The organism is Roseomonas genomospecies 6, assembly GCF_008365375.1.
Taxonomy (GTDB): Bacteria; Pseudomonadota; Alphaproteobacteria; order Azospirillales; family Azospirillaceae; genus Azospirillum.
In genome coordinates this window covers 140039-152890 of sequence record NZ_QOKW01000015.1, presented here as the reverse complement: position 1 = coordinate 152890, position 12852 = coordinate 140039, and the positions used below count along the sequence as shown (strand labels likewise).

General features: G+C 65.6%; 6 protein-coding genes. All 6 read right to left on the bottom strand.

Translation table 11 applies throughout. From position 1 onward, the window contains the following. A partial coding sequence (gene tuf, locus DS843_RS19175) for an elongation factor Tu (protein WP_149470441.1) occupies window positions 1–958 on the bottom strand: 958 nt, incomplete at its 3' end. 37 nt (window positions 959–995) lie between these two features. Then, window positions 996–3074 carry an elongation factor G gene (fusA, locus tag DS843_RS19170; protein WP_149470440.1) on the bottom strand — a complete coding sequence of 693 codons (2079 nt, stop codon included), beginning with the start codon at window positions 3072–3074 and terminating at the stop codon, window positions 996–998. A 26-nt stretch (window positions 3075–3100) separates the two neighbouring features. Further along, window positions 3101–3571, bottom strand: coding sequence for a 30S ribosomal protein S7 (rpsG, locus tag DS843_RS19165; RefSeq protein WP_014241043.1), 471 nt, complete (start codon window positions 3569–3571; stop codon window positions 3101–3103). A gap of 12 nt (window positions 3572–3583) precedes the next feature. Next, complete coding sequence (gene rpsL, locus DS843_RS19160; RefSeq protein ID WP_012973201.1) at window positions 3584–3955, bottom strand: 30S ribosomal protein S12; 372 nt, start codon at window positions 3953–3955, stop codon at window positions 3584–3586. Window positions 3956–4318: 363 nt separating this feature from the next. After that, complete coding sequence (rpoC, locus tag DS843_RS19155; RefSeq protein WP_149470439.1) at window positions 4319–8488, bottom strand: DNA-directed RNA polymerase subunit beta'; 4170 nt, start codon at window positions 8486–8488, stop codon at window positions 4319–4321. A 101-nt stretch (window positions 8489–8589) separates the two neighbouring features. Continuing rightward, a complete protein-coding gene (gene rpoB / locus DS843_RS19150) occupies window positions 8590–12783 on the bottom strand; it encodes a DNA-directed RNA polymerase subunit beta (protein ID WP_149470438.1) in 4194 nt (1397 codons plus the stop codon). Between the last annotated feature and the right edge of the window lie 69 nt (window positions 12784–12852).

Sequence of the window (12852 nt, the reverse complement as noted above, 5' to 3'; positions counted from 1 at the left end):
CACCCTCTTCCTTGGTCAGGATGTAGGCCTCGGCCTTGAAGGTGGTGTGCGGGGTGATCGTGCCCGGCTTGGCCAGAACCTGGCCGCGCTCCACGTCCTCGCGCTTGGTGCCGCGCAGCAGCGCGCCAATGTTGTCGCCGGCCTCGCCCGAGTCGAGCAGCTTGCGGAACATCTCGACACCGGTCACCGTCGTCTTCACCGTCGCCTTCAGGCCGACGATCTCGACTTCCTCGCCGACCTTGACGATGCCACGCTCGACGCGACCGGTCACCACCGTGCCGCGGCCCGAGATCGAGAACACGTCTTCGATCGGCATTAGGAACGGACGGTCCTTCGGACGCTCCGGCTGCGGGATGTACTGGTCGACCTCGGCCATCAGCTTGAGGATCGCGTCACGGCCGATTTCCGGCGAGCGGTCCTCCAGCGCGCACAGCGCCGAGCCCTTGACGATCGGAATGTCGTCGCCCGGGAACTCGTAGGAGGACAGCAGCTCGCGCACCTCCAGCTCGACCAGGTCCAGCAGCTCCGCGTCGTCGACCATGTCGACCTTGTTCATGAACACCACCAGAGCCGGCACGCCGACCTGGCGGGCCAGCAGGATGTGCTCGCGGGTCTGCGGCATCGGGCCGTCGGCGGCCGACACGACCAGGATCGCGCCGTCCATCTGCGCGGCGCCCGTGATCATGTTCTTCACGTAGTCGGCGTGGCCCGGGCAATCGACGTGGGCGTAGTGGCGGTTGGTCGTCTCGTACTCGACGTGGGCGGTCGAGATCGTGATGCCGCGCGCCTTCTCCTCCGGCGCCTTGTCGATCTGGTCGTAGGCGGTGAAGGTAGCGCCGCCGCTCTCGGCCAGCACCTTCGTGATCGCCGCCGTCAGCGACGTCTTGCCGTGGTCGACGTGGCCGATCGTGCCGATGTTGCAGTGCGGCTTGTTCCGCTCGAACTTTGCCTTCGCCATGGTGTGTGCTCTCCGTCTCTTTGTCGTTCCAGCGGTTTCAGGCCATCCTGGCGCGGATGGACTCCGCGATGGCCTGCGGCACCGGCTCGTAATGGTCGAACTGCATCGTGTACTGCGCGCGCCCCTGGCTCATGGAGCGCAGGGTGTTCACATAGCCGAACATCGACGCCAACGGAACCATCGCCATGATCGAGCGGGCGTTGCCCCGCTGGTCCATGGCGGCGATCTGTCCGCGGCGGCTGTTCAGGTCGCCGATGATGTCGCCCATGTAGTCCTCGGGCGTCACCACCTCAACCCTCATGATCGGCTCCAGCAGGACCGGACCGGCCTTCTGCATGCCCTCGCGGAAGGCCGCGCGGGTGGCGATCTCGAAAGCCAGCACGGAGGAGTCGACGTCGTGGAAGGCCCCGTCCACCAGCTCGGCCTTCAGGTCGATCACCGGAAATCCGGCGACCACCCCGGCATTGAGCGCGGCGTCCAGCCCCTTCTGTACGCCCGGGATGAACTCCTTGGGCACGGCGCCGCCGACGACCTTGTTCTGGAAGACGAAGCCGCTGCCGGCGGGCTGCGGCTCGAAGACCAGCTTGACCCGGGCGAACTGGCCAGTGCCTCCGGTCTGCTTCTTGTGGGTGTAATCGACCTCGGCGGTCCTGGTGATCGTCTCGCGGTACGCCACCTGCGGCGCGCCGACGTTCGCATCCACCTTGAACTCGCGCTTCATGCGGTCGACGATGATTTCCAGATGCAGTTCGCCCATGCCCTTGATGATCGTCTGACCGCTTTCATGGTCGACGGCCACCCGGAAGGACGGGTCCTCCTGGGCAAGGCGAGAGAGCGCCATGCTCATCTTTTCCTGGTCGGCCTTGGACTTCGGCTCGACGGCCACCTCGATGACCGGTTCCGGAAACTCCATCCGCTCCAGGACGATGGGCTTGGCGGGGTCGCACAGCGTGTCGCCGGTCGTCGTGCTCTTCAACGCAGTGAAGGCCACGATGTCGCCCGCGTGGGCCTCGTCGATCTCCTCCCGGCTGTTGGCGTGCATCAGCAGCATGCGGCCGATGCGCTCCTTCTCGTCCTTTCCGGGATTCAGCACGGCGCTTCCGGAGGCGACGGTCCCGGAATAGACGCGCACGAAGGTCAGAGACCCGACAAAGGGGTCGTTCATGATCTTGAAGGCAAGCGCGGAGAAGGGAGCGGCGTCGTCCGGTGCACGCTCATCCGTCGCGTCGCTGCCGACGCGGTGCCCCTTGACGGCCCCGACATCCACTGGGGCCGGCAGGTAGTCGACCACTGCGTCCAGCATCGGCTGGATGCCTTTGTTCTTGAAGGCTGAGCCGCACAGAACGGGCACGAAACGCAGGCCGATGGTGCCTTTGCGGATGCAGGCCTTGAGAGTCTCCTCCGCGGGTTCCTGCCCGGACTCGAGATACGCCTCCATGGCTGCGTCGTCGAGTTCCAGGACGGCATCGAGCAGCGCCTGGCGGTGGTGCGCGGCGGCGTCCTTCAGGGCGTCCGGAATGTCGGTGTAATAGAATTCGGCGCCCAGCGTCTCTTCCTTCCAGACGATGGCGCGCATGGCAACCAGATCGACGACGCCGACAAAACCGGCCTCGGACCCGATCGGAAGCTGGAGAACGAGCGGGGTGGTTCCCAGCCGTTCCCTCATCATAGCGACGCAGCGGAAGAAGTCCGCGCCGGTACGGTCCAATTTGTTGACGAAACACATGCGGGGCACGCCGTACTTGTCGGCCTGCCGCCACACGGTTTCGGACTGGGGTTCCACCCCCGCAACGGAGTCGAACACCGCAACCGCACCGTCGAGCACGCGCAGGGAACGTTCGACTTCGATGGTGAAGTCGACGTGGCCCGGAGTGTCGATGATGTTGATGCGGTGATCGCGCCAGAAGCAGGTCGTGGCCGCGGAGGTGATGGTGATGCCCCGTTCCTGTTCCTGCTCCATCCAATCCATCACCGCGGTGCCCTCGTGCACCTCGCCGATTTTGTACGACTTTCCAGTGTAGTACAAAATCCGCTCGGTGGTCGTGGTCTTCCCGGCATCGATGTGAGCCATGATGCCGATGTTGCGGTAGCGGATCAGAGGATGGGAACGGGGCATGACAAGCACCTGGGCCGGTGGGTGCCTTACCAGCGGTAGTGCGAGAACGCCTTGTTGGCTTCCGCCATACGATGGGTGTCCTCGCGCTTCTTCACGGCGGTGCCACGCTGGTTGGCAGCATCCAGCAGCTCGCCCGACAGACGCTCGGTCATGGTGTTTTCCGAGCGGGCGCGGGCGGCGCCGATGAGCCAGCGGATGGCCAGGGCCTGGGCGCGGTCCGTGCGGACCTCGACCGGAACCTGATAGGTGGCGCCACCGACGCGACGCGAGCGCACTTCGAGGTGCGGCTTCACGTTCAGCAGAGCGTCGTGGAAGACCTGAACCGGCTCGTTCTTGGTCTTGGCCTCGATGCGGCTGAGCGCGCCGTAGACGATGCGCTCGGCGGCGGACTTCTTGCCGTCCAGCATCAGGCAGTTCATGAACTTGGTCAGGACGCGGTCGCCATACTTGGCGTCCGGCAGGACCTCACGCTTCTCGGCGCGACGACGACGGGACATCGTGAATACTCCTTACTTCGGACGCTTCGCGCCGTACTTCGAACGACGCTGCTTACGGTCCTTCACGCCCTGGGTATCGAGCGTGCCGCGGATGATGTGGTAGCGAACGCCGGGAAGATCCTTCACACGGCCGCCGCGGATCATAACCACCGAGTGTTCCTGGAGGTTATGGCCTTCACCGGGGATGTAGGAGGTCACTTCGAAGCCGTTCGTCAGGCGAACGCGGGCGACCTTACGCAGAGCCGAGTTCGGCTTCTTCGGCGTGGTCGTGTACACGCGGGTGCAGACGCCACGCTTCTGCGGGCACGCCTCCATCGCGGGAACCTTATTGCGCGCGGCCAAGGGCTCGCGCGGCTTACGGATCAACTGGTTGATCGTCGGCATATCTGCCCTTCATCCCTTCAGGTCGCTCGGCCGGCGGAGCCGGACCGATTGGAAAATCGCCCGGAGGTACCGGACGATGCAAAAGCCCGCCTGCGAAGCCTGAAGGGCTTCGAGCGGGCCCACTGGTCGAACGCCGTTCAGCGGAACTGCCCGGCTATGTCGATTGGGTTTCAAACGGACCGGATTGCGGAGGCACGGAGCCGCCCATAGGTCCTTTTGAAGTTCGCGGACTATATGGGGTGCCCCCTGCGTCGTCAAGCGTGCAAATGACGGTTCTGCGGCACGCAGAACCGCCCCGTCCACGAAAAAGGGCGCGTCCCCTTTCGGAACGCGCCCCCTTCCCTAGCAGATGGTCCGGACCGGTCAGGCCGCGGTGCTCTCGCCCGGATGCGGCAGGGCCGGAGCCTCGCCCTCGCCGCCCTCGCCTTCCGCCAGGGCGCGGTCGCGCTCGGCGGCGATCTGCTTCAGGCGGTTGACGACGGAGCCCGTGCCCGCCGGGATCAGGCGGCCGACGATCACGTTCTCCTTCAGGCCTTCCAGGTTGTCGGTCTTGCCCGACACCGCGGCCTCGGTGAGGACGCGGGTGGTTTCCTGGAACGACGCGGCGGAGATGAAGGACCGGGTCTGCAGCGACGCCTTGGTGATGCCCTGCAGGACCGGATGGCCGGAGGCCGGCTTCAGCCCCTCGCCGACAGTCTTCTCGTTCTCCTCGTCGAACTCCTGACGGTCCACCTGCTCGCCCACCAGGAAGGTGGTCTCGCCGGCGTCGGTGATCTCGACCTTCTGCAGCATCTGGCGGACGATCACCTCGATGTGCTTGTCGTTGATCTTCACGCCCTGCAACCGGTAGACGTCCTGGATCTCGTTGATGAGGTAGTTGGCCAGAGCCTCCACGCCCATCACCGACAGGATGTCGTGCGGAACCGGGTTGCCGTCCATCAGCAGGTCGCCGCGCTGGACATAGTCACCCTCCTGGACGGAAATGTGCTTGCCCTTCGGGATCAGATACTCGCGCTCGTCGCCCGTCTCGTCGTTGCGGACGACGATGCGGCGCTTGGTCTTGTAGTCCTTGCCGAACTCCACGCGGCCGTCGAGATCCGAGATGATCGCGAAGTCCTTCGGACGGCGCGCTTCGAACAGTTCGGCCACGCGCGGCAGACCGCCCGTGATGTCGCGGGTCTTGGACGACTCGCGCGGGATACGCGCCAGCACGTCACCGGCCTTCACATGGGCGCCGTTCTCGACCGAGAGGATGGCGTCCACCGACATGAAGTAACGGGCTTCCAGACCGTTGGCGAGCGTGATGATCTCGCCCCGCTCGTCGCGCAGCGTGATGCGCGGCTTCAGATCCGCACCGCGCGGCTGCTGGCGCCAGTCCACCACGACCTTCGACGAAATGCCGGTCGCCTCGTCCATCACCTCGCGCATGGAGATGCCTTCCACGAGGTCCACATAGTGGGCGGTACCCTCGCGCTCGGTGATGATCGGCAGGGTGTAGGGGTCCCACTCGGCCAGCTTCTGGCCGCGCTCGACCTTCACGCCCTCGTCGGCCAGCAGCTTCGCACCGTACGGAACGCGGTGACGCGCCCGCTCGCGGCCCTGCTCGTCAAGCAGGATGACCTCGGTGTTGCGGCCCATGACGACCGGGATGTTGGAGGAGTTGATGACGACGTTGCGGTTGTTGATCCGCACCGTGGCATCGAACGCCGCCTCCACCTGGCTCTGCTCCGCACCGCGCTGCGCCGCGCCACCGATGTGGAACGTGCGCATGGTGAGCTGCGTGCCCGGCTCGCCGATCGACTGCGCGGCGATGACGCCGACGGCCTCGCCGACGTTCACCAGAGTGCCGCGGGCCAGATCGCGCCCGTAGCACTTGGCGCAGACGCCGTCCTTGGTCTCGCAGGTCAGGACCGAGCGGATCATGACGCTGTCGATGCCCGAACGCTCGATGCGGTCGACCGTGGCTTCGTCGATCAGGCCGGCGTTCGGCACGATCAGCTCGCCGTTCAGCGGGTCGATCAGGTCGCCGACCACCGTGCGGCCGAGGATGCGGTCGCCCAGCGGGGAGATGACCTCGCCGCCGTCGATCACGGCCTTGACGGTGATGCCCTTGTCCGTGCCGCAATCGGTCTCGACGATGATGGCGTCCTGCGCCACGTCGACGAGTCGACGGGTCAGGTAACCGGAGTTCGCCGTCTTCAGAGCGGTGTCGGCCAGACCCTTGCGGGCGCCGTGGGTGGAGTTGAAGTACTCCAGCACGGTCAGGCCTTCCTTGAAGTTCGAGATGATCGGCGTCTCGATGATCTCACCCGACGGCTTGGCCATCAGGCCGCGCATGCCGGCGAGCTGGCGAATCTGGGCGGCGGAGCCGCGGGCACCGGAATGGGCCATCATGTAGACCGAGTTCACCGGCTTGCCGGGGGCGGTGTCGGAGATGACCTTCATCATCTCGGTGGCCACCTTCTCGGTGCATTCCGACCAGACGTCGACGACCTTGTTGTACTTCTCGCCCTGGGTGATCAGGCCGTCGAGATACTGCTGCTCGAACTCCTTCACCCGCTCCTTGCTGTCGTTGACCAGCTTCTTCTTCGCCTCGGGGATGACCATGTCGTCCTTGCCGAAGGAGATGCCGGCGCGGCAGGCGTGGCCGAAGCCCAGCTTCATCAGGCGGTCGGCGAAGATCACCGTCTCCTTCTGACCGCAATGGCGGTAGACGGCGTCGATGACGTTGCCGACGTCCTTCTTGGTCAGCAGGCGGTTGATCAGCGAGAAGGGAACCGCCGGGTTGCGCGGCAGGATCTCCGACAGCAGCATGCGGCCCGGAGTCGTCTCCACGATGGAGATCTTCTCGTCGCCGTTCTCATCCACGCCCTTGTAGCGCGCCTTCACCTTGGCGTGCAGCGTCACGACCTTGGCGTCCAGCGCCTGCTCGATCTCGCCGACGTTGGCGAAGGTCATGCCCTCGCCCTTCTCGCCGGGCCGGTCCATCGTGATGTAGTAGAGACCCAGCACGATGTCCTGCGACGGGACGATGATCGGCTTGCCGTTCGCGGGCGACAGGATGTTGTTGGTCGACATCATGAGGACGCGCGCTTCCAACTGGGCCTCGAGGCTCAGCGGGACGTGCACGGCCATCTGGTCGCCGTCGAAGTCCGCGTTGAAGGCGGTGCAGACCAGCGGGTGGAGCTGGATCGCCTTGCCTTCGATCAGCGTCGGCTCGAAGGCCTGGATGCCCAGACGGTGCAGAGTCGGCGCGCGGTTCAGCATCACCGGATGCTCGCGGATGACCTCCTCCAGGATGTCCCACACCTCGGGACGCTCCTTCTCGACCATGCGCTTGGCGGCCTTGATGGTCGAGGCGAGGCCGTACAGCTCCAGCTTCGCGTAGATGAAGGGCTTGAACAGCTCCAGCGCCATCTTCTTCGGCAGGCCGCACTGGTGCAGCTTCAGCTCCGGACCCACCACGATGACCGAACGGCCCGAGTAGTCCACGCGCTTGCCGAGCAGGTTCTGACGGAAGCGGCCCTGCTTGCCCTTCAGCATGTCGGACAGCGACTTCAGCGGACGCTTGTTGGCGCCGGTGATGACGCGGCCGCGGCGGCCGTTGTCGAACAGAGCGTCGACGGCCTCCTGCAGCATGCGCTTCTCGTTGCGGACGATGATGTCCGGCGCCTTCAGCTCGATCAGCCGCTTCAGGCGGTTGTTGCGGTTGATGACGCGGCGGTACAGGTCGTTCAGGTCGGACGTCGCGAAGCGGCCGCCGTCCAGCGGGACGAGCGGGCGCAGCTCCGGCGGGATCACCGGAATGACTTCCAGGATCATCCATTCCGGACGCGACTGCGACGACAGGAAGGCGTCGATCAGCTTCAGCCGCTTCACGAGCTTCTTACGCTTGGCCTCGGACGAGGTGTCGCGCAGTTCCTCGCGGCAGGTCTTCTTCTCCTCCTCCATGTCCAGCGCCGACAGCATGATGCGCAGCGCTTCGGCACCGATGGAGGCGGTGAAGGCGTCCTCGCCGTACTCGTCCTGGGCGGAGACGAACTCCTCCTCGCTGAGAAGCTGGTGGAGCTTCAGCGGGGTCAGGCCCGGCTCGATGACGACGTAGTTCTCGAAATAGAGGATGCGCTCCAGATCCTTCAGCGTCATGTCGAGCAGCAGACCGATGCGGCTCGGCAGGGACTTCAGGAACCAGATGTGAGCGACCGGCGAGGCCAGCTCGATGTGGCCCATGCGCTCGCGCCGGACCTTGGACAGCGTCACCTCGACGCCGCACTTCTCGCAGATGATGCCGCGGTACTTCATGCGCTTGTACTTGCCGCACAAGCACTCGTAATCCTTGATCGGTCCGAAGATGCGGGCGCAGAACAGGCCGTCGCGCTCGGGCTTGAAAGTGCGATAGTTGATGGTTTCCGGCTTCTTGATCTCGCCGAACGACCAGGACCGGATGCGCTCGGGGCTCGCGATCTGGATGCGGATCTGATCGAAGCTCTGGGGACCCTGGACCTGGCCGAAAATGTTCATCAACTCGTTCATGACCGTCTCCCGCTGGCAGCGCCGCGTTGTCGGTTAAGGGCAGTTCCCGCCGGAAGGGGCCAACATGGCCCCTCCTCCGGCGGGTTCAAGTCTCTTTTGGCTCAGTACGACCGCTGGTTCAGCTCGACGTTCAGGCCCAGGGAGCGCAGCTCCTTCACCAGAACGTTGAAGGACTCAGGGATGCCAGCCTCGAAGTTGTCGTCGCCGCGGACGATCGCCTCGTAGACCTTGGTGCGGCCGGACACGTCGTCCGACTTGACCGTGAGCATTTCCTGCAGCGTGTAGGCGGCGCCGTAGGCTTCGAGCGCCCACACCTCCATCTCACCGAAGCGCTGTCCGCCGAACTGGGCCTTACCGCCGAGCGGCTGCTGGGTGACCAGCGAGTAGGGACCGATGGAGCGCGCGTGGATCTTGTCGTCCACGAGGTGGTGCAGCTTCAGCATGTAGATGTAGCCGACGGTCACCTTGCGGTCGAAGGCTTCACCCGTGCGCCCGTCGATCAGGGTGACCTGACCGGAGCGGTCCAGGCCGGCCTTCTCGAGCTGCTGGCAGATGTCCTCCTCTCGCGCGCCGTCGAAGACCGGCGTCGCGAAGGGAACGCCCTTGCGCAGGTTGCCGCCCAGTTCCAGCAGCTCGCCTTCGGTCATGTCGGCGATCTGCTCGTTGTAGACCTTCTCGCCGTAGGCCTCCTTCAGCGTGCCGCGCAGGCCCTCCATGGTCTGGGCGGCGTCGCCGCGGCCCTTCATGGCGAGGCGGTACTGGTCGATGGCACGGCCGATCTGCTTGCCGAGGCCGGCGGACGCCCAACCCAGATGCGTCTCCAGGATCTGGCCGATGTTCATGCGCGACGGCACGCCCAGCGGGTTCAGAACGAGATCGACCGGCTGGCCGTCCTCCAGATAGGGCATGTCCTCCTGCGGCAGAATGCGGGAGACCACACCCTTGTTGCCGTGGCGGCCGGCCATCTTGTCGCCCGGCTGCAGCTTGCGCTTCACCGCGACGAAGACCTTGACCATCTTCATCACGCCCGGCGGCAGCTCGTCGCCGCGCTGCAGCTTCTCGACCTTGTTCTCGAAGCGGTTCTGCAGAGCCTGGATCGAGTCGTCGAAGACCTTGCCCAGATTCTCCACCGTCTCCATCACCTGCTCGTCGGCGATGGAAATCTGGCGCCACTGGCCCTTGGTCAGGTTCGCCAGTTCGGCGTCGGTGAGAACCGTGCCGGCCTTCATGCCCTTCGGGCCGGACTGGGCGGTCTGGCCGAGGATCACTTCCTTCAGGCGGGTGTAGAAGCTGCGCTCCAGGATCGCGCGCTCGTCGTCGCGGTCCTTGGCCAGCTTCTCGATCTCCGCCCGCTCGATCGCCAGGGCGCGCTCGTCCTTGTCGACGCCGCGGCGGCTGAAGACGCGGACCTCGACGATCGTGCCGGCCACGCCCGGCGGCAGGCGCAGCGAGGTGTCGCGGACGTCGGACGCCTTCTCGCCGAAGATGGCGCGCAGCAGCTTCTCTTCCGGAGTCATCGGGCTTTCGCCCTTCGGCGTCACCTTGCCGACCAAGATGTCGCCCGGGCGGACCTCGGCGCCGATGTAGACGATGCCGGCCTCGTCGAGGTTCTTGAGGGCTTCCTCACCGACGTTCGGGATGTCGCGGGTGATTTCCTCCTGGCCCAGCTTGGTGTCGCGGGCCATGACCTCGAACTCCTCGATGTGGATCGAGGTGAAGACGTCGTCCTTGACGATGCGCTCGTTGATGAGGATCGAGTCCTCGAAGTTGTAGCCGTTCCACGGCATGAAGGCGACGAGCACGTTGCGGCCCAGCGCCAGCTCGCCCAGCTCCGTCGAGGGGCCGTCGGCGACGATGTCGCCCGCCGCCACGCGGTCGCCCACCTTCACCAGCGGACGCTGGGTGATGCAGGTGTTCTGGTTGGAACGCTGGAACTTCAGCAGGTTGTAGATGTCGACGCCCGGCGCGGTGGCGTCGGCGTTGTCGGTGGCGCGGACCACGATGCGGGTCGCGTCGATCTGGTCGACGATGCCCGAGCGCTTGGCGACGATGGTCACGCCGCTGTCGCGGGCCACCGTGGCCTCCATGCCCGTGCCGACCAGCGGCGCGTCGGCCTTCACCAGCGGCACCGCCTGGCGCTGCATGTTCGAACCCATCAGCGCGCGGTTCGCGTCGTCGTTCTCGAGGAACGGGATCAGCGCCGCGGCGACGGAGACGAGCTGCTTCGGCGACACGTCGATCAGGTCGATGGCCTCCGGGCGGAACATCAGATACTCGCCGCCCTGCCGGCACGACACGAGGTCGGCGGCGAAGCGGTTGTCCGCGTCCAGCTCGGCGTTCGCCTGGGCGACGACGTAGCGGCCCTCCTCCATCGCGGAGAGGTAGACCACCTCGTCGGTGACGCGCCCGTCCTGAACCTTGCGGTACGGGCTCTCGATGAAGCCGTACTGGTTCACGCGGGCGTAGGTCGCCAGCGAGTTGATCAGACCGATGTTCGGGCCTTCCGGCGTCTCAATCGGGCAGATGCGGCCGTAGTGCGTCGGGTGCACGTCGCGCACCTCGAAGCCGGCGCGCTCGCGGGTCAGACCGCCCGGGCCGAGGGCCGAGAGACGACGCTTGTGCGTGATCTCGGACAGCGGGTTGGTCTGATCCATGAACTGCGAGAGCTGCGAGGAGCCGAAGAACTCGCGCACCGCCGCCGCCGCCGGCTTCGCGTTGATCAGGTCGTGCGGCATGACCGTGTCGATCTCGACCGACGACATGCGCTCGCGGATCGCGCGCTCCATGCGCAGCAGGCCGACGCGGTACTGGTTCTCCATCAGCTCGCCGACCGAGCGGACGCGGCGGTTGCCGAGATGGTCGATGTCGTCGATCTCGCCGCGGCCGTCCTTCAGGTTCACCAGGACCTTCAGGATCGACATGATGTCCTGCTTGCGCAGGACGCGGACGCTGTCCTCGGTCTGGAAGTTCAGGCGCGCGTTCATCTTGACGCGGCCCACCGCCGACAGGTCGTAGCGCTCGCTGTCGAAGAACAGGCCCGCGAACAGCGCCTCGGCGGATTCCAGGGTCGGCGGCTCGCCCGGACGCATGACGCGGTAGATGTCGATCAGCGCGTCCTCGCGGGACGCGTTGCGGTCGGCGGCCATCGTGTTGCGGATGTAGGCGCCGACGTTCAGGTGGTCGATCGCCAGCACCGGCAGCTCGTCGACTCCGGCCTTCTCCAGCTTGTCAAGGTCGCTGGCCGACAATTCGTCACCGGCTTCGAACAGGACTTCGCCGGTCCGCTCGTTGATGATGTCGACGGCGAGGTAGCGCCCGGTCAGCTCCTCGGTGGAGACGAGCTGCTCGGTCAGGCCGCCCTCGACCAGCTTCTTGATCAGGCGCGGGGTCATCTTGGTGCCGGCCTCGGCGACGACCTGCCCGGAGGCGGCGTCCACGAGGTCGGAGGCGACCTTCACGCCCTTCATGCGGTCGGCGTTGAAGGGGGTCTTCCAGCCGCCCGACGCGCGGGAATAGGTGATGGTGTCGTAGAAGAAGTTGAGGATCTCTTCCTTCGACATGCCCTGCGCCTCGTAGGGCAGCAGGTCCTTCTTCTGGGCCTTCCGCTCGGCGCGCAGCGCTTCGGTGTCCGCGCCGTCCAGGGCGAACAGCAGCGTGGTGGCCGGAAGCTTGCGGCGGCGGTCGATGCGCACGTAGACGAGGTCCTTGGCATCGAACTCGAAGTCCAGCCAGGAGCCGCGGTACGGGATCACGCGGGCGGCGAAGAGATACTTGCCCGACGAGTGGGTCTTGCCCTTGTCGTGGTCGAAGAAGACGCCCGGGCTGCGGTGCATCTGGGAGACGATGACGCGCTCGGTGCCGTTGATGATGAAGGTGCCGTTGGCCGTCATCAGGGGCATGTCGCCCATGTAGACGTCCTGCTCCTTGATGTCGCGGATCGAGCGCAGGCCCGTGTCCTCTTCCACGTCGAAGACGGAGAGGCGCAGGGTCACCTTCAGCGGAGCGGCGAAGGTCATGCCACGCTGCTGGCACTCCTCGACGTCGTACTTCGGCTGCTCAAGCTCGTACTTCACGAAGTCGAGGACGGCGCGGTCGGAGAAGTCCTTGATCGGGAACACCGACCGGAACACCTCCTGCAGACCCAGGTTGGCCCGCTTCTCCGGCGGGACGTCCATTTGCAGGAAGTGGTCGTAGGAGCTGCGCTGCACCTCGATGAGGTTGGGCATCTGGGTGACTTCCGGGATGCGCCCGAAGCTCTTCCGAACACGCTTTCGACCCGTAAAGGATTTGGCCATGGATGTCCCCAAACGTCAGAATCGTGAGTACGCTCGACCGGAAGCACGCGAACCAGGGTGCTCGCCGCG